Here is a 17,611-nt window from a genome sequence, read left to right as displayed (position 1 = left end):
CGGCGGGGTGGTCGGCGCCGCGGGCGGTGAGCGGATGGGGGCCGTGCGGCCGTTGGTGGACTCGCGCACGACGAGTCGGTGACCGGGCAGGATGCGTCGGGGCATCGGCCGGGGCAGCGAGTCGCCGGCGGCGATCCGCTCGACCAGGCAGTCCACGGCGAGCCTGGCGATGGCGGTCTTGTCCGGGGCGACCGTGGTCAGCGAGACGGCCGCGTAGCGTCCCTCCTCTATGTCGTCGAAGCCCACCACGGCGATGTCCTCGGGGATCCGCAGCCCGCGCTCCGCGAGTACCCGCATCGCGCCGAGCGCGACCAGGTCGTTGTAGGCGAAGACGGCGTCGGGCGGGTCCGTGCGCGCGAGCAGTTCGGTCATCGCCGCTGCGCCGTCGCGGCGGTCGTAGCCTGCGGTGGCGACGACCAGGGACTCCTCGGGTGTTCCGCCCGCTGCTTTGATCTCTTCGCGCCAGCCGCGCAGCCGCAGGTGGGCAGGCTGGCGGGCGCTTTCACGGCGGGCGCCGAGGAAGGCGATGCGGCGGCGCCCCAGGTCGAGCAGGTGCCGCACGGCGGTGCGTGCCGCGGCGACGTTGTCGATGGCGATGTGGTCGTAGGGGGCGTCGTACTCGCGCTCGCCCAGCAGGACCAGTGGCGGTCCGTCGGGGCGTGTGCGCAGGTCCTCGTTCTCCAGTTGGATCGGACTGAGGATCAGGCCGTCGATCATGTGGGAGCGGAATCCTCTGGAGACCAGGACTTCGCGCTCACGCAGTCCTGCGGTGTGGTCCAGGAGCACGGTGTGGTCGTGCTGGGCGGCGGCGTCGATGACGGCGCCGGCCAGGTCGGCGAAGTAGGGATTGCCCAGTTCGGGGACTGCGAGCGTGATGATTCCGGTGCGTCCTCTGCGCAGGTGACGTGCTGTCAGGTTCGGGTGGTAGCCGAGTTCGTCGATGGCGCGTTGTACGCGGTCGCGGGTCTTGGAGCTGATGTGCGGGTAGTTGTTCACCACGTTCGAGACGGTTTTTGCAGAGACGCCCGCGCGGAGCGCGACATCCTTGAGGCTCACGCCCACGGCGCTGGCTTTCCTCGTGTCGGCCGGGCTTCGCGCCGGCGGATGGGCTCTCCGGGGCACGGGCCTGTGCCGGGGAGGGTCAGGACAGTTGCTGGGTTCGGCTCAGCAGGGTCTGCAGTAGGACGACGAGCGCCAGGAACCCTCCGTTGACGGTGTCGGTGAACGCTGAGCCGTACTGCGAGAAGTAGTGGTCGATCAGGTTGTGGATGACCGCGAGCAGCAGGACGCCGTTCAGGGTGCCGCCGATCGAGCCGCTTCCTCCGGTGAGGAGGGTGCCGCCGATGACGACTGAGGCGATCGCCGTCAGTTCGTAGCCCACGCCGATGGTGGTGACGCCGGATCCCAGTCGGGCGCTGCCGAGAGCGCCGGCGGTGGCGGCGAGGGTGCCGGAGAGCAGATAGACCAGTGTCTTGGTGCGGGCGACGGGCAGTCCCATCAGCCGTGTGGCGTTCTCGTTGCCGCCGAGCGCGGTGAGCGTGGCGCCGAAGCGGGTGCGGGTGAGTAGGAGGGAACCGGCGACGAAGAGCGCCGCGACGATGACGACCGGGGTCCAGGTGCCGGCGCCGAAGCTGCGGAACGCTGAGTTCGCCGGCACCAGGTAGGTGGTGGCGCCTTCGTTGGTGAGGGCCTGGAGCAGGCCGCGGGCGCCGAGCAGTCCGGCCAGGGTGACGATGAACGGTGCCATTCCGGCGCGGGCCACCAGCAGGCCCTGGAGTGTCCCCCAGGCGGCTCCGACCGCGAGTGGCAGCAGGAGTGCGAGCCAGGTGCCGCCGGTGTGCGCCCCGTAGGCGGCCAGGACGCCGCCGAGGGCGTACATCGAGCCGACGGACAGGTCGATGCCGCCCGTCATGATCACGAAGGTCATGCCGAGGGCGAGCAGCCACACGAAGGCGTTGTTGCCCAGGATGCTGCTGATGTTGGACCAGGTCGGGAAGGTGGAGGAGGTGGCCGAGGCGATGGCGGCCACCAGCACCAGCACTGCCAGTGCGCCGCGCCGCTGCAGTTGGGACGCCACCCGCTCGCGCAGCGGGACCTGGTCGGGCGCGGCCGCGGGGGAGGGGTCCGGGGGCAGGGCGGTGGGCTGCAGGACGGTGGGGCTCATCGGGTACCACGCTCCTGGGAGGCGTAGACCGCGAAGCAGATGATCGCGGCCTCGATGATCTGGGTGTACGACGCGGGCACGTTGTGCTGGGTCAGGACGGCCGCGATCAGCTGCATGAAATGCGCGCCTGCCACCGTGCCCAGCACTCGTACCCGGCCGCCGCTCAGCGGTGTGCCGCCGACCACGACCGCGGTGATCGCGCTGAGCTCCATGGTGAGCCCCTGGTTGGCCGGGTCGGCCTCGGCGCCGTGACCCACGATCATCACCCCGGCCAGGGCGGCCAGCACGCCGGAGAGCACGTAGACGGCGATCAGCACGCGGCGGACCGGTAGTCCGGACAGCCGGCTGGCCTGCCGGTTGTCGCCGATGGCCACCAGTTGCCGACCGAAGGTGGTTCGCCGGACGACCAACCCGGCCAGCAGCGCGCAGCCGGCCGCGATCCAGGCCATCAACGGGACCCCGGCGAAGCTGTCGGAGCCGAGTGCGAGCAGCGCAGAATCGGTCACCGGCTTGGCCGAGTCGCCGTTGAAGAGCTCCGCCAGCCCGCGCACACCGATCATCAGGGAAAGCGTGGCCACGATCGGCTGGATCCGGGTGAGGGCCACCATCGCTCCGCCCACCGCCCCGCAGACCGCCCCCAGCAGCAGGGCGATGGCCATGGCGAGCGGCAGTCCGTAGCCCAGGTACAGCGGGACGATCGCGGCGGACAGTGCGATCACCGCGCCCACCGACAGGTCGATGCCCTCGGTGCCGATCACCAGCGCCATGCCCAGGGCGACCAGCAGAGTCGGGGCCACCTGGAAGAGCTGGATACGCACGTTGCTGACGGACAGGAAGGACGTGTCCAGGCCCACGGCCACCGCGAACAGCAGTGTGAGAGCGGCGTAGACCCCGTACTCCTGCAGCAGGTGCAGCAGCCGGTCCCGGTCGCGGACGGAACTCGCCCAGGCGTCGGCGCTCATCGCTGGTCCTCCTTGTCCTCGGCCGGCCCCGAAGCCGGCAGGTGCTCCCGGTCATCGGCGTGCGTGTGGTGCAGCGCGCCGTCTACGGCGGGTTTGGACTCAGGGGCAGGGGCAGGGGCAGGGGCAGGGGCGGGCGTGGCGGCCAGTGCGTCGAGCAGACCCTGCTCGGTGAGGTTCTCGCCGCCCAGTTCCCCGACCACGCGGCCGTCCTTGAGCACGACCACCCGGTTCGAACCCTCGATGAGCTCCTCCAGGTCGGAGGAGATCAGCAGGACAGCGAGACCCTCACCGGCCAGCTCGTCGATCAGGGCCTGCACCTCGGCTTTGGCCCCGACGTCGATGCCGCGCGTCGGCTCGTCCAGCAGCAGCACCTTGGGATTCAGGCACAACCAACGGGCGAGCAGCACCTTTTGCTGGTTGCCGCCGGACAGGTCGCGGACCTTCTGGTCGGGGCTCGACGCCTTGATCCGCAGGCGGTCCATGAACAGGCGGACGATCTCGTCCTGCTTTGCTCTGGAGACCAGCCCGGCCCGGGAGAGCCGTGGCAGGGCGGCGAGCGAGATGTTCTCCCTTACGGACAGGCTCGGAATGATGCCCTCGACCTTGCGGTCCTCGGGCAGCATGACCACGCCCGCGCGGATGGCTGCGGCAGGGCTGCGGTGCGGTATCGGGCGGCCGTCGACTTCGACCGAGCCCGACTCGGTGACCAGCGCCCCCACGACCGCCTTCGCTGTCTCGCTGCGCCCGGCGCCCAACAGGCCGCCGAGCCCGACGACCTCGCCGGGGTGCACGTCGAGGGAGACGCCGTGCACGCGGTGGCGCACGGTCAGATCGGTCGCGCGCAGGGCGGGTCGGCCGTGGCTCGTGCGGTGTCTGTCCGTGTCGAAGGCCGTGCTGCCCTGCTCGCGGACCGTGGACATCTCCCGGCCGAGCATCATGGAGATGAGCTGGAGCCGTTCGAGGCCGGCCATCTCGCCGGTGTGCACGACCTGGCCGTCGCGCATCACGGTGACGCGGTCGCAGATCGCATACAGCTCGTCCAGGCGGTGGCTGACGTAGACCACTGCGATGGAGCGGCGCCTCAGGTCGCGGATGACCGAGAAGAGGGTCTCGACCTCGCGGGGCTCCAGCGACGAGGTGGGCTCGTCCATGATCACGACGCGGGCGTCGATCTGGACCGCCCGAGCCAGCGCCACCATCTGCTGTGCGCCCAGTCCCAGGGTGCGCAGCGGTCGGGTCACGTCCACCGTCACGCCGTAACTCGTCAGCGTCCGGGCGGCTTCGCGGTTCATCCGGCGGACGTCGACCAGGCCGAAGTGTCGCGGCTCGCGGCCCAGGTACAGGTTGCGCGCAATGGACATCAACGGGACGAGGTTGACTTCCTGGTAGATCGTCGAGAGGCCGGCCGCCTGCGCGTCCAGGGGGTTGCGGAAGTCCCGTTCCTGGCCCGCGAAGTACACCTGTCCCGCGTCCGGGCGGTAGACCCCTGTCATCACTTTGATCAGCGTGGACTTTCCGGCGCCGTTCTCGCCGACCAGGGCGTGGACCTCGCCCGGGCGAAGCTCGAAGTCCACGGCGCGCAGGGCGTGGACGCCCGCGAAGCTCTTGCTGACCCCGGTGACCTCCAGGACGCGCTCGGCGCGCGGGGCCGGGTCCTGCTCGACCACTGCTTCCTCCTTGCTCGGGGTGCTGCTTCGGGGTGCGGCCGGCGGCCGGTGGTGCGGAGCGGTTGCCTGGCGCTTCGGATCCGCTCCGCACCGGGCCGGCCGGCCGGTCAGTACACCAGCCCCTGGGCCAGGGCCTGCTGCGCGTTGGCGGGGGTGAAGTGGTTGTCCTTGATGATCACCTTGGGCTGCACGCCGGTGGTGCCGAAGAAGTCCTGCAGCGACTGGAACGCGAGCGGGCCGAACCGCGGGTTTGTCTCGATGTCGGCGGCCACCTGGCCCGAGGCCACGTCCTGCACCGCTTGCTGGATCCCGTCGATCGAGACGACCTTGATGTCCTTGCCGGGGGTCTTGCCGGCCGACCTGATCGCCTGGAGCGCGCCCAGCGCCATTCCGTCGTTCTCGGCGTAGACCGCGGTGATGTCCGGGTGGGCCTGGAGCATCTGCTCCATCACCTTCTGGCCGTCGGTCTGGTCGAAGTTGGCGGTTTGCGAGGCGACGACCGCCAAGTTGGGGTACTTGGCCGCGAGCTGGTCGGTGAAGCCCTTGGTGCGGTCGGCGGAGACGTTGTTCCCCGGGGTGCCGGACAGGATCGCGACCTTGCCGCTGCCACCGGTCGCGGCGGCCACGTCGTCGGCGGCGATCTGCGCCTGGCCGTAGAAGTTGGAGCCGATGAAGGCGATGAAGTCGGTGCAGGCGGTGCCGGTGACGGTGCGGTCGATGGTCAGCACCGGGATCTTCTTGGCCTTGGCCTGGGCCAGGGCGGGGCCCAGGCCGTCGGAGTTCTCCGGGGCCACGATCAGGACCTGGGCGCCTTGGGCGATCATGTCCTCGATCTGCGAGTTCTGTGCGTTCACATCGGCGTTGGCGTTGCGCTCGATGAGTTTGACACCCAGCGTCCTGGCCTGGTTCTCGATGCTCTTGGTCTCGGTCGCGCGGAAGGGGTTGCTGGTGGACTCGGACTGGGAGAAGCCGACGATCGTTTTGCCGTCGGCGACGTTCAGTTTGGGCACGCCTCCGGCGTAGGTCGTGTAGGTGCACGCGGGGCCGGTGGCGGTCCCGGAGGGCGAGGCGACCTGCTGGGCGGCGGCGGTGTTGTTGGCGACGGCAGAGGAACTGGAGCTGGAGCCGGACGAGGTCGAGCCGGAGTTGGTGCAAGCGCTTGCGGCCAGGGTCAGGCCGACCGTCATGACCGCAGCGATCGCGGTCCTGACTCGTGGGGTGGCGTTCATGCGCCGATCACATCCTCGGAAGCAAGGGGTGGGTGGTGGGAGTTCGGTGTCGCCGCTCACAGCCCCGGATTTCCAACGTTGTAGACGACCCTGCGGTATCGCGAATGCACCTGTCAAGGCTCGTACCGCGTCTGCTGGGCTGCCGGCGTCCAGCACCTGCTGTGCGGGTCAACTCCCATGGAAATGTTCGATGATGACGAAACAACAGGTGAGGAGGGGTAGGTGGATCCTGTCGCCGGGCGCGGGGGCCGCGCTCGGGGCTGGTCGATGTGAAGGTTTGCGCCCGAGGGGTGGACAGCGCGTCAGCGTCGTGCTGTCATTCCGATGCCCAGGTTTCCAACGTTGTCATCCGTGGACCCGCTGCTGTGCGCGGTTGTTGTCGCCGCAACCGCGTACCGGCGACTTCCGGCCTGCCCGGACCGAACCCCGCTCGCACTGACCGCGTGCGCATGCCGCCCCGACCGGCCTTCCCCACCCCGCCCCGCCCGGCCTTCCCCACCCCGCCCCGCCCGGCCTTCCCCGCCACGCCCCGGCACGCCCCGGCACGCGATTTGGCCTGCCCAGGCAGTGCCGGGCTCGGCCCCCTCACCCTGGACCAACGCCGCCCCCGCCCGCGGCTCCTGGAGGAATTTCATGTCCCACTCGATGGACGCCCCCGACCGATCCGAAGGCGCCGAGTCCGAAGGCGCCGAGCACTTCGCGACCGGCCACGGCTTCAGCCGTCGCGGCCTGATCCGCTGGTCAGGTGCGGCCGGCCTCGGGGCAGCCGGCGTGGCCTTTCTGCCTGGCGCGGCACAGCCCGCAGACGCTGCTGTCCCGACCTCTTCCGCGTCCGCCGCCGGACACGTGACAGCGGTCGCGTCCACGTTCGACCCGATCCGGCCCCCAGCCGTTCCCCTCGCCGTGCGCTCCCCGTACCTGAGCACGTGGCTGCCGGCCGACAACCTGGCCGGGACCTGGCCGACCTTCTGGACCGGGCGCACCACCGCCATGGTCGGCATCGCCCACATCGACGGCGTGGCCTACCTGTTCATGGGCGCGCCGAACATCGACGGGCACGTGCTGCGGGGCATGGTGCAGCGCTCGCTGACGATCACGGCCACACGTTCGACCTACGACATGGAAGCCGCAGGCGTCGAGCTGTCGCTGACTTTCCTGTCCCCGATCGAGCCCGGCGACCTGCGGCGCCAGTCGATGCCGCTGTCCTATCTGACCGCGGACGTGCGCAGCACCGACGGCAGGCCCCACAACGTGGCGCTCTACTTCGACATCTCCGGGGAATGGGCCCACGGCGACTCCGGAACCAGGATCCGCTGGTCCCAGGAGCAGGTCCAGGGCAGCGGCACCTCGCTCACCTCGCTCTCCTTCACCCCGGACGCCCCGGCCGTGCTCGGCGAGAACGGCGACATGGCCAGCTGGGGCTCCGTCGTGTGGACTGCGACCAACCGCCCCGGACTGACCTGGCAGATCGGCGGCGACACCGTGGTCCGCTCCGCTGTCCTGGCCGACGGCAAGCTCGCCAACACCGCCGACACCAACCAGCCGCGGGCCATTAACGACCACTGGCCGGTGTTCGGCTTCAACTTCGACCTTGGGGCGGTGCGGTCGACCCAGTCCGCGGTCCTGTCGATCGGCCACGTCCGCGAGCCGGCCGTCCGCTATCTGGGCGCGCAACTCCCGCCGCTGTGGCGCTCCTACTGGCCCACCTGGCAGGTGATGACCGCGTTCTTCCACGCCGACACGGCCGCCGCCACGTCGCGGACCGCAGCCTTCGACGCCAAGGTGCGCCGGGAGGCCACCGCAGCCGGAGGTGCCAAGTACGCCGCCCTGTGCGCGCTGTCGCTGCGCCAGGCCTACGGCGGCACCGAGCTGGTCAGCCGGGGCGGGGAGCCCTGGGCCTTCCTGAAGGAGATCTCCAGCGACGGCAACGTCTCCACCGTCGACGTCACCTACCCGGCGATGCCCGCGTTCCTGTACGCCGACCCGGAGTATCTGGGGCTCTTGCTCGCGCCACTGCTCGACTACCCGGAGAACGGGGGCTGGCCCAAGCAGTTCGCCGAGCACGACCTCGGTTCCCACTACCCCGACGCGTCCGGACACAACGACGGCAACGAGGAGGACATGCCCGTCGAGGAGTCCGCCAACATGCTGCTGATGTGCGCCGCCTACCTGGCCCGCACCGACGGCCCGACCGCGCGGTCCTTCGCCGGCAGGCACTACACCATCCTCAAGCAGTGGGCCGAGTACCTGGTCGCCAACGCGCTCGACCCCGGCTTCCAGAACCAGACCGACGACTTCACTGGCTTCATCGGACACAGCGTCAACCTGGCGCTGAAGGGCATCCTGGCCATCGGCGCGATGGGACAGATCGCCAACGCAGCCGGGAACACCGGGGACGCCACCCGCTATCAGGCAACCGCCGCCACCTACAGCTCGCAGTGGGCGGCCAAGGCCCAGGACACCACCCCGGATCACCTCAAGCTGGCCTACGACCAGCCCGGGACGTGGAGTCTGAAGTACAACGGCTACCCCGACGCACTCCTGGGGCTGGACCTGGTCGCCCGCTCTGCGGCCCAGCGGGAGGCCGACTGGTATCTGACACAGGTCAACCAGTACGGCGTGCCGCTGGACCTGCGGCACTCCTACACCAAGGGCGACTGGGAGATGTGGACCGCGGCCTGGCTGCGCGGCCACCCGGTCAGCGAATACCTGATCGACGCGCTGTACGACTTCGCCCACACATCGCCCTCGCGTGTGCCGTTCACCGACCTCTACGACACGGTGTCCAACCGACAGGTCGGCTTCCAGGCACGACCCGTGGTCGGAGGCATCCTCGCGCTGCTGAGCCTGCGCAGGTAGCGGTGGAGTGCCGGCCCCGGGGGGCTCACGGCGCGAGCAATAACCCTTGTGGGGGTGACCCGCCGCTGCCGAATGGCCTCAGTCCGTTCGCACTTTCGAAGGATGTCGAGCGCGGTCGACGGTGAGCGCATCACGCTCGGCATGCAGACTCTGGTCGGAGGCCCTCGTTCCTCCAGCGAGTGCGGAGGCAGCGTGACCATCCCCGATGGAGCCGGTGCACCTTCCCCCTCTTCCATCGGTTCGGGGCGGCTCCTCCCTGTGATGGCCCAGTTGCGACAGCAAGGTGCGAGGCGAACGGATGGTCAGGCCCGAGTGGTTCATCGCGACTGCCTCGACCGCATCAGCGCTGCTTGCGCTGGCTTTGGCGCTGGGAGTGAAGGAGTGGGTGTTCCGTCCTCGGATCACCCTGCGTCTGCGCCATCCAGCGCGGCCGGACGAGATCAGCGACCGCATTGTGACCAAGCGCATCGATACGGCGGAGACGGCCGCATTCGTGCGGCTGCGTCTGGACAACCGAGGACGCTCCACGGCCCGACGTGTCGGGGTGCGCGTGCTGCAGATCCACCTCTGGGATCGCCGCCGCCTCGCGTGGGTCCGCGCGCGGCCGGAACTGGACGGCCGTCTGCTGTGGCCCTCGAATCAGCTGCCCGGCGATGCGAACACCGTGGAAGTCTTCCGCTACTCGGACCGGATCGTCGACCTGGTCTCGGTCACCTACGGGTCGTCAGATAACCGGCTGCGCCCGGCCTTCGTCGAGATCGGCCGACCCTGGCCGCCGAACGAGGCGAACCTGCTCGACCCCGGCGTGTGGGAGCTCGAACTGCTCGTGTGTGGCGACAACATCAGAGCGCGGCGCTACTTCGTCAAGGTGTCTTTCGACGGGGTGTGGCCCGAGCCGGAGGGTCCCGGGATCTGGGATCACCTTCTGGTGGAAGGTCCTTCGCTCCATGTGGTGCCGGGCCCTGGGGCCGTCGCGCCCTCGGCAACCGCGGGCGGCAACCGATGAGACCGTCCAAAGGACGATCTCATGGCGTACGAGAGCAGTTCCGCGACCACGCAGGAAACGGCCGTCCGGCGTGGTCGCGCAGCAGCCACAGGATGTACGTGTTGTCGTGCGGCCTCGCGAACGGCGGTCTGGTGCCTGTTCCAGGAGATCAGGGGGAGCTGCAGTCAGGACAACGTCAGCGATTCCAGTTTTGCCTGTATTGCTCCTACCGTCGAAGGTGAATGCCCGGCACCGACCGCGATCGTCCCTTTACGCCACGTCACGGCGGCGCGCACTCGACATCGGCATCGGGAACTCTCCTGATGCCGCGAGCTCGCAGCACCCTGGAATCGTGGAATCGTGGAAGGCGTCCGTAAGTCATACCTTCTACCATGAACATGTGAATTATCCGCTGTGTTTCCCCGATTGAGCGAGGCGAAGCGGGCCATGACTGGGGATTTCGCGGGCAGCGAGGGGGGTCGTCGGCTTCGGGCGGACGACCTCGAACTGGCCCTTGTGAGCGCGCTGGCGCAGCAGGAGAGCATCGCCATCGCGATTCTCGACAAGGATCTCCGGGTAACGCACAGCAAGCTGGGGCCGGGGCACTTTGGCGGCCTGACCGTCCGGCTCGGAGGCCCTGTGGAGGATCTCGTACCAGGAAACGAGGCGCGAGCCTTCACGGCCCGGCTGCGGCGGGTGCTCGGAACCGGCGAGCCGCTCCTGTCCCATCGGCAGCGGATGGGCCGGTCCGGCGAACTGGTCGTGATGTTGTCGGCCCTGCCCCTGCCCCTGCCTGCGGCGGTCGGCTCCGGCGGCCCTGGTGGCCTCATCGTGTCGTTCATCGGCGCCGACACCGAGAACCGACGCCTTGACCTGCTGCTGGATGCAGCCGCGAGGATCGGGGCCTCACTGGATGTCTGCGAGACGGCACGCGAACTCGCCGACGTGCTCGTCCCGACCCTCGGTGACCGGGCGACGGTCTACCTCGCCACGAACGTCTTCGCCGGGGAGGAACCGCCCCAGCGCTCCGCACGCAAACTGGGACTGCGGTGCGCGGCGCGGGCACCGGTCGACGCCGAGTGGCCGGACGAATTCATCAAGCCGGGCATGGACGTACCGCCGCTACCGGATACTCCGACGCTACAACTCCACCTGCACGGCACCACCTACTTGCTGCCGGACCAGCAGGCGATCAGCGCGGCTCTGGGCCACGACCCGGCCCTGCTACGTCTGTTGATGCCACCGAATTCGACGGGGCAGATCAGGTCGGTGCTGCTCGCCCGGGGGCGGATCCTGGGCTCCGTCTCGGTGTTTCGGACGGGCCAGTCGCTGCCCTTCTCCGAGGACGACCTGCATCTGCTGGACGAGGTCGCGTCCCGTGCCGCGCTGAGTATCGACAACGCACGCCGTTATACGCGTGAGCGCAACTCCAGCATCGTGTTGCAGCGCAGCCTGCTGCCGCTGGCCAACACCGACATGACGGCGGTTCAGACAGCCGGTGTCTACCTGCCTGCCACGGCGATCGGTCATGGAGCCGGCGGCGACTGGTACGACGTCATCCCGCTGTCTTCGTCGCGCGTCGCCCTGGTGGTCGGCGACGTCGTCGGACACGGGCTGCGTGCAACCGCAACGATGGGACGGATCCGTACCGCTGTCCAAGCACTGGCTGACCTCGACCTCGGCCCGGACGACCTGCTGGCGCACCTCGACGATCTCGTCCTGCGCATCGTGCACAGTACCGAGCCCGGCCACGAGGACGTGCTGGCGTGCACGTGCCTGTACGCGGTATACGACCCGGTGGCCGGCCGCTGTGCCATGGCCAGCGCGGGACATCCGCCACCGGGGCTCGTGCGTCCCGATGGCACATTCGGCTTTGTCGACCTCGACCCGGGACCGCCGCTCGGCGTCGGCGGCCTGCCGTTCGAAGTGACGGAGCTGGACATTCCGCCCGGTAGCATTCTCGTCCTCTACACCGACGGGCTGATCAACTACGGTCACGGTCGCGACCACGACATGGCTGCCGGGATGGAATCTTTGGGCCGTAGGCTCTCCGCGCTGGCCCCGGGCGAGTGCGACCTCAGGGCGACCGCCGCCCAGCTGGCCCATGGCAGCGCCCCGGCCGCCGAACTGACGGACGACGTCACGCTGTTGCTCGCCCGGGTACGGACCATCGCCGACACCGATGTGGCGTCGTGGGAGATCCCGGTCGACCCGGCGGCCGTTACTTCCGGAAGGAAACTGACCATCGACCAGCTCGCCGACTGGGACCTGGACGACCTCAACTTCACCACCGAGCTCATCGTCAGCGAGCTGGTCACCAATGCGATCCGGTACGCAGGCGGCCCGATCACACTGCGCCTGATCCGTGACACCCATGACGGCCTCCTGGTCTGCGAGGTATCCGACCCCAGCAACACTCAACCCCGGCTCCGGCAGGCTCGATCCACCGACGAAGGGGGCCGCGGCCTGTTCCTCGTCGCACAACTCGCGACCCGATGGGGCAGCCGCTACAACGCCACCGGCAAAACGATCTGGACCGAGCAATCGGCCGCGACTGCGGCGAGCGGGACTACACCTGAATCGTGACTGTGTAGGGTTCCAGCTGGTGGCGGGCAGCATCCATAGCCGCCCGGCGGTGTGCATGTGCACCAGGGTGACCAGCAGTCGGTCGGTGAACGCCAACGCTGATTTTGGCCGGCGCCGGCCTGGCGCCGCCGGTCGTCGCGGCGCCGCTTGCGCACCCGGACTCGCATCGCGCCTGCCACCACGGCGCGAGTTCGGTGACGAGCTCGCCGAGGTGTCCCCGCTACAGCCCGCAGAAGGCGCAGTGGCACATGGCCGTGCGGGCCTGACCAAGGTTCGCACCTCGACAACCTAGTGGGGCCACCAGCACGTCACCGCCCGCGTGAAGACGCGCGGTCAGGCGGGCTGCCAGAGCTCGACCCGATTGCCCTCAGGATCGGTGACCCAGCCGAATCGACCGACACCCTCCATGTCCTGCGTCTCTTGAGCCACGTCCGCTCCCTTGGCGCGCAATTGCGCGAGCATCGCATCCAGATCGCGGACCCGGAAGTTGAGCATGGTCTGCTGGGCGCGGGACCCGAAGTAGTCGGTCACGGACTCGAACGTCGCGAACACCGTCAGCCCGGCTCCCTGAGGCCACAGGCCGTTCTCATCGGCGTCCAGGCCCAGGCAATCGCGGTACCACGCGCCCAGGGCCGCCGGGTCGGCGGCCCGCATGAAGTATCCACCGATTCCAAGTACACGTTCCATGCCGCTATCTTGCCAGGACGGTCGCCGCGGCCGTGGCGTGTGCACCCGCGTGCCGGGCGGCCGCGGCGGAGCGCTCGTACCCGTCGTGCCAGGGCGCGTATCGAGTCGTGATCAATCTGCGGATTCACCCTCATAGCGGGGGTTTGATCCGGTAAAGCGTTTCGCGTGACGCGAGTGCAACTGTCGGATGCGGAGTGGGAGTTCATCGAGCCGTACTTGCCGGTCGGCGAGTACGGCCCGTATCCCGGGCGGCTGCGGCAGCAGTTCGAAGGTGTGATCCGGCGCTTCAAGACGGGTGGGCAGTGGCGGGAGATGCCGCGTGAGTTCGGCGCCTGGTCGACCGTCAAAGGTGGACCTCTCCCTGGTCAGCATCGACTCCACCACTACGCGCGCCCACCACGACGCCGCCGGGATGCACTTGGGCGAAGACCTCCTGACTGCTCTGGAGAAGGGCGCCGATCACGACTCAATGCCCACCCTGGTACGGGTCTACAGCCAGCGGTCATACCAGGCGCGGATACGCCGTAGGGCGTCGAGTTGGTGGGCGCGCTCGTGAAGCCCGTGGCCCTCTCGGGGGTAGACGACGAACTCGTGCTCGACGCCGAAGTGGCGCAGTGCGCGATGGAAGTGGACCGCCTGGCCGAGTGGGACGTTGGTGTCCTGCTCGCCGTGCAGGATCAGGACCGGGGTGCGGATCCGGGACACGTAGGAGATCGGGCTGTTCCGGTCGTGGATGTGCGGTCCCGGCCCGTTCCAGCCGGTGCTGCCGCCGAGCGTCGCGTCGACGATTCCCCACTCGCCGGTCCCGGCCTGCATGCCCCAGTCGCTGATGCCGGCGCCCATGATGGCGGCCTTGAACCGCTCGGTTTGGCCGATGGCCCAGGCCGCCATGAAACCGCCGTGGCTCCAGCCGGAGATGCCCAGGCGTTCGGGATCGGCGACTCCCTCGGCGACCAGCAGGTCGATCCCGGCGAGGATGTCGGTCCACTCGTCGCCGCCCACCGCGCCCGCCACCACGGCGGCGAATTCATGGCCGCGGCCCGACCCGCCCCGGGGATTGGGCAGGAAGACCGCGTATCCGGCGGTCGCCAGCCACTGGCCGCAGTCGACCGCATTGAGCGTGAACTCGTCGGCATGGCGGAAGTAAGGGCCGCCGTGGACCATGGTGACGAGCGGGAATGGACCCTCGTCCCGAGGCCGGCCGGCAGGCAGGATCAGCAGGCCGTCCAGCTGGAGTCCGTCGGACGCCTGGTAGCTGAGCCGTTCCTGGGCACCCCAGCGGATCCTGCGCAGTTCGGGACTGGTGTCGCTGAGCCGGAGCAGTGGCCCGCCCGTGGGTCCCGCGTGGACGTTCCTGGGCTCGCGCGCGGTGCTCATCAGCACAGCGAGGGCCTCTCCGGAGTGACTCGCAGTGAGCCCGGCGAGCGTGCCGGGCGCGCAGGACAATCGGTGGAACCGTAGCGACTGCGGATCGAGCCGGTACAGCGCGGTATCCAGCCCGTCGGCGAACAGCGCCAGCGGCGGCCCGTCGGCGACCTGCACCAGCTCGGTGGGGCAGGCGGACATGCTGACCGTGAGATTGCGCTGTTCGACGGTCGGGCCGGTAGCGGGCGGGACGGTGTCGATCACAGCGAGCCCGCCTACCAAGTGCCCAGGGGTCACCGTCAGGTGGGCCAGATGCCATTCACCGTCGTGGTTCCACCAGACCGGGAACTGGGCCTCGACTCCGACTGGGCCCAGGTCCTGGACGGCTGCCGTCTCCGGGGCGACCAGATGCAGTCCTATCGTCGTGACGCCGGGGTCGAGCTCGGGGGTGGCCCAGCTCAGCACGGCCAGCGGGCCGCCGTCCGGACGCTGGGTCACCTCCACGACATGGCGGTCCCCGAGGCCGTCCACGGTGCGGACCACGCCGGTCGCCAGGTCGAGCAGGCGCAGCCGGGTGACCGGGAGGTGCCGGCCCCAGACCTTCGCGTCGTCACCCTCGGCCTCCCGGCGTTTGTCCTCCGCGGTGGGCTCGTCCTCGGCGAGCAGCGCGACGGTGCGGCCGTCGGCGAGCGGGTAGTAGTCGCAGATGCCCCCGCGCCGCCTGGTCAGGGACTCTGCCTTGGCGATGTCCTCGCTGCCGTCCAGATGGATCCGCTGGAGTTGAGCGGTGCCCCGCTCCTCGCGGTCGGAGGTGAAAAACAGAAAGGCCGAGTCCGGCGCCCACTTCGGGGCGGCGTCGCGGGCCGTGCCGTCGGTCAGCCTGCGCGGGGCTGCGCTGCCATCGGCGGCGGCGACCCAGACAGAGCTGTGCGGACGTCCGTCCCTTCCGCTGTTCGCGACCACGCCGTAGGCGACCAGGCGACCGTCCGGCGAGATGGCCGGCGCCACGGGGGCGGCCATGTCCACCACCAGTTCCGCGGTGAGCAGGTCGGTCGACTCGGGAATCGGTCGCGGTGCAGGGTGCGGCATGCGGACTGCCTTTCACTCGCCAGTACGACAAACGGACATCCTGTCGCACTGACGAGACCTGTGTCAGTCGGGTTTCGGAGAATCGGGCCGCACGCGACCCTGCCCCGAAGGCCCTGCCACAGCCCATGGCCGGCACCGGACACGTCCCGGCGGAAGGATGGCGAGCTGCATGCCTGATCGTCGGTACGAGTCGGGCCATTCACGAGGGCGGATCGATGAACTCCTGTTCTCCATAAGCCATTTACACGTGCCATGCCAGACGATCCACCGGACCACGCGTCGCCACGGAGGCGAATCCGCAGATTGATCACGACTCAATACACGCGCTAGGACGGTTGGCTGCTCCCGCTGACGAAGGTGTAGAGCTCGACGATGACGCCGTCCTTGCAGCGGGCGATGTCCATTCCGGTCGCGATGGGCGGTTGACCGGCGGGGCCGAACTGGAAGCCGAGGTGGCCGAGGTCGTCGTTGACGGAGACCGGGCCGTTGGGCCGGAAGACCCAGTCCGGGGTCTGCGTACGCAGCTCTGTGGCGCGCTGGGCGAGCGCCTCGCGGCCTCGGATGACGCGGTCGGGTTCGTGCCACACGACGTCCTGGGCGTAGGTCTGCGCGATGGCCGCGTTGCGGCGCTCGCGGTCTGGTTCGTTGAAGACGTCGAGGAGGTTGCGGCGCATCAGGTCGGCGACAGCGGCGTTCACGGGCGGTCCTTCGGGTTGGCTTGCAGGGTGAGTTGTGGCCCCGGCCGCCAGTCTCACGCGACCGGTGCACCGGCCGTCTCCCGACCTCGACCGTGATCAACAGGCGCAGGCACAGCACAGCGTGACGGCCAAACAGCCCAGCGCCTCCGATTACTCCGAAAGCGGCATGTCACACGCCATCACATCAGGTGGCTCCCAAACTCGCCGAACCCCCCTGGCCCTCAGTCGCGCGATTGTCGACGAGTTCGTCACACACGGCCGTGGGGGCGAGCGCGCGTTGGCGGGCCGCCTCGCCGGCGTTGAAGTGAGTCAACTCTCTTGGCGAGAGTCGACTTGCACGATGCGTGCGGGCCGCCTATATTCATGAGAGTCAGCTCTCGTGAACGCGACGACAAGGACTCCGCATCATGACCAGCCCCGCTTCCACCAGTACCTCCCGGACCGTCGACCTGCCCGGTGGCCTGTCCCTGACCATCAACGAGTTCGGCACCAATTCCGAGGGCAGTGCGGTGCTGTACCTGCACGGCGGTGCCGGCCCGCGCACGATGGTGGGCCTGGCGACGGCGCTGTCGGAGCACGTGTACGGCATCGTCCCGACCCACCCGGGCTTCGACGCCACCCTCCGGCCCGACGGGTTTGACACTGTCGCGGACCTGGCGGTGGCCTACCTGGACCTGCTGGACGCTCTGGACCTGACCGGGGTGATGGTCATCGGCAACTCGGTCGGCGGCTGGATCGCCGCCGAAATGGCACTGCGTGACACCCGCGGCCGGATCGGCGCGCTGGTCCTGCTGAACGCAGTGGGTATCCATGCCCACATGAAGGACAACGAGGTCCGCGACACCCGCGTGATGGCCCCCGCCGAGATGACTCAGCTGGCGTTCCACAACCCGGCCTTCCGCCCCGACTTCTCCTCCTTCAGCGACGAGCAGCGAGCCGCGGCGGCCGCCAACCAGCGGACCCTGGCGACCTACGCGGGGGAGGCGTTCACGCACGACCCGAAGCTGCGCGGCCGGCTGCACCGGGTCACGGTGCCGGTGCTGGTCGCCTGGGGCGAGCAGGACGGCATCGCGCTGCCGCTCTACGGCCGCGGCTACGCCAAGTCCTTCCCGAACGGTCACTTCACGTCCATCGCCGACGCGGGGCACTTCCCGCACATCGAGCAGTTGGGAGCCACCCTGGGCGCCATCGGCGACTTCGTCGACACGGTCGTCAAGCCGGACCAGGCCGCCTGACCCGTCCCGATCCTGTCCGTGTCGCGCGAGGCCGTCGGGCCCCGCGCGACACGCGCACGCTGTCAGTGTTCATTGTCCCAGCCGG

The 17,611-nt window shown here is 69.3% G+C and carries 12 protein-coding genes and 1 pseudogene; 5 read left to right on the top strand and 8 right to left on the bottom strand.

Annotation, left to right across the window (positions count from 1 at the left end; all coding sequences use genetic code 11):
• Positions 1-42: 42 nt before the first annotated feature.
• From ABIA33_RS14915 to ABIA33_RS14895, 5 genes and pseudogenes are all read right to left on the bottom strand, one after another.
• A pseudogene (locus ABIA33_RS14915) lies at positions 43-1,062 on the bottom strand (LacI family DNA-binding transcriptional regulator); the annotation flags it as partial.
• A 79-nt stretch (positions 1,063-1,141) separates the two neighbouring features.
• Positions 1,142-2,164, bottom strand: a complete 1,023-nt coding sequence (locus tag ABIA33_RS14910) for an ABC transporter permease (RefSeq protein WP_370081464.1) — start codon at positions 2,162-2,164, stop codon at positions 1,142-1,144.
• Positions 2,161-3,126, bottom strand: a complete 966-nt coding sequence (locus ABIA33_RS14905) for an ABC transporter permease (RefSeq protein ID WP_370081462.1) — start codon at positions 3,124-3,126, stop codon at positions 2,161-2,163. The genes ABIA33_RS14910 and ABIA33_RS14905 overlap by 4 nt, the downstream gene beginning before the upstream one ends.
• Entirely contained in the window at positions 3,123-4,793 is a 1,671-nt protein-coding gene (locus ABIA33_RS14900) for a sugar ABC transporter ATP-binding protein (protein ID WP_370081460.1), read from the bottom strand. The genes ABIA33_RS14905 and ABIA33_RS14900 overlap by 4 nt, the downstream gene beginning before the upstream one ends.
• A gap of 107 nt (positions 4,794-4,900) precedes the next feature.
• Positions 4,901-6,022 carry an ABC transporter substrate-binding protein gene (locus ABIA33_RS14895; RefSeq protein ID WP_370081458.1) on the bottom strand — a complete coding sequence of 374 codons (1,122 nt, stop codon included), beginning with the start codon at positions 6,020-6,022 and terminating at the stop codon, positions 4,901-4,903.
• A gap of 633 nt (positions 6,023-6,655) precedes the next feature.
• Between ABIA33_RS14895 and ABIA33_RS14890 the strand changes: the two genes are divergently transcribed.
• The 3 genes from ABIA33_RS14890 (at position 6,656) to ABIA33_RS14880 (ending at position 12,452) form a co-directional block, all read left to right on the top strand.
• A complete protein-coding gene (locus tag ABIA33_RS14890; protein WP_370081456.1) occupies positions 6,656-8,881 on the top strand; it encodes a DUF5127 domain-containing protein in 2,226 nt (741 codons plus the stop codon).
• A 298-nt stretch (positions 8,882-9,179) separates the two neighbouring features.
• The gene (locus tag ABIA33_RS14885; protein WP_370081454.1) at positions 9,180-9,887 is read left to right on the top strand and encodes a hypothetical protein; all 708 of its coding nucleotides are present in this window, start codon (positions 9,180-9,182) and stop codon (positions 9,885-9,887) included.
• Positions 9,888-10,313: 426 nt separating this feature from the next.
• Positions 10,314-12,452 carry a SpoIIE family protein phosphatase gene (locus ABIA33_RS14880; RefSeq protein ID WP_370081452.1) on the top strand — a complete coding sequence of 713 codons (2,139 nt, stop codon included), beginning with the start codon at positions 10,314-10,316 and terminating at the stop codon, positions 12,450-12,452.
• A 333-nt stretch (positions 12,453-12,785) separates the two neighbouring features.
• Here the strand turns inward: ABIA33_RS14880 and ABIA33_RS14875 are convergent, their stop codons facing one another.
• Positions 12,786-13,139 (bottom strand): VOC family protein, encoded by a 354-nt coding sequence (locus tag ABIA33_RS14875; protein WP_370081450.1) that lies wholly within the window; start codon positions 13,137-13,139, stop codon positions 12,786-12,788.
• A gap of 165 nt (positions 13,140-13,304) precedes the next feature.
• Here ABIA33_RS14875 and ABIA33_RS14870 point away from each other — a divergent pair, with 165 nt between their 5' ends.
• The gene (locus tag ABIA33_RS14870; RefSeq protein ID WP_370081448.1) at positions 13,305-13,667 is read left to right on the top strand and encodes a transposase; all 363 of its coding nucleotides are present in this window, start codon (positions 13,305-13,307) and stop codon (positions 13,665-13,667) included.
• Here the strand turns inward: ABIA33_RS14870 and ABIA33_RS14865 are convergent.
• Both ABIA33_RS14865 and ABIA33_RS14860 read right to left on the bottom strand, forming a co-directional pair.
• Positions 13,629-15,593 carry a prolyl oligopeptidase family serine peptidase gene (locus tag ABIA33_RS14865; protein ID WP_370081446.1) on the bottom strand — a complete coding sequence of 655 codons (1,965 nt, stop codon included), beginning with the start codon at positions 15,591-15,593 and terminating at the stop codon, positions 13,629-13,631. The genes ABIA33_RS14870 and ABIA33_RS14865 overlap by 39 nt on opposite strands.
• 326 nt (positions 15,594-15,919) lie before the next feature.
• A complete protein-coding gene (locus ABIA33_RS14860; RefSeq protein WP_370081444.1) occupies positions 15,920-16,291 on the bottom strand; it encodes a nuclear transport factor 2 family protein in 372 nt (123 codons plus the stop codon).
• Positions 16,292-16,698: 407 nt separating this feature from the next.
• Here ABIA33_RS14860 and ABIA33_RS14855 point away from each other — a divergent pair, with 407 nt between their 5' ends.
• Positions 16,699-17,526 (top strand): alpha/beta fold hydrolase, encoded by an 828-nt coding sequence (locus ABIA33_RS14855; RefSeq protein ID WP_370081442.1) that lies wholly within the window; start codon positions 16,699-16,701, stop codon positions 17,524-17,526.
• Positions 17,527-17,611: the final 85 nt, after the last annotated feature.

The sequence above is a fragment of the Streptacidiphilus sp. MAP12-16 genome, assembly GCF_041262165.1.
Taxonomy (GTDB): Bacteria; Actinomycetota; Actinomycetes; order Streptomycetales; family Streptomycetaceae; genus Streptacidiphilus.
Note: the sequence above shows the minus strand (reverse complement) of the source record. Positions and strands in the feature narration are given on the sequence as shown.

Bases quoted from the DNA above. Each gene is read 5' to 3' on its own strand.
- ABIA33_RS14910 (WP_370081464.1), bottom strand. From the start codon at position 2,164: ATGAGCCCCACCGTCCTGCAGCCCACCGCCCTGCCCCCGGACCCCTCC.
- ABIA33_RS14905 (WP_370081462.1), bottom strand. From the start codon at position 3,126: ATGAGCGCCGACGCCTGGGCGAGTTCCGTCCGCGACCGGGACCGGCTG.
- ABIA33_RS14895 (WP_370081458.1), bottom strand. From the start codon at position 6,022: ATGAACGCCACCCCACGAGTCAGGACCGCGATCGCTGCGGTCATGACG.
- ABIA33_RS14890 (WP_370081456.1), top strand. From the start codon at position 6,656: ATGTCCCACTCGATGGACGCCCCCGACCGATCCGAAGGCGCCGAGTCC.
- ABIA33_RS14885 (WP_370081454.1), top strand. From the start codon at position 9,180: ATGGTCAGGCCCGAGTGGTTCATCGCGACTGCCTCGACCGCATCAGCG.
- ABIA33_RS14880 (WP_370081452.1), top strand. From the start codon at position 10,314: ATGACTGGGGATTTCGCGGGCAGCGAGGGGGGTCGTCGGCTTCGGGCG.
- ABIA33_RS14875 (WP_370081450.1), bottom strand. From the start codon at position 13,139: ATGGAACGTGTACTTGGAATCGGTGGATACTTCATGCGGGCCGCCGAC.
- ABIA33_RS14865 (WP_370081446.1), bottom strand. From the start codon at position 15,593: ATGCCGCACCCTGCACCGCGACCGATTCCCGAGTCGACCGACCTGCTC.
- ABIA33_RS14855 (WP_370081442.1), top strand. From the start codon at position 16,699: ATGACCAGCCCCGCTTCCACCAGTACCTCCCGGACCGTCGACCTGCCC.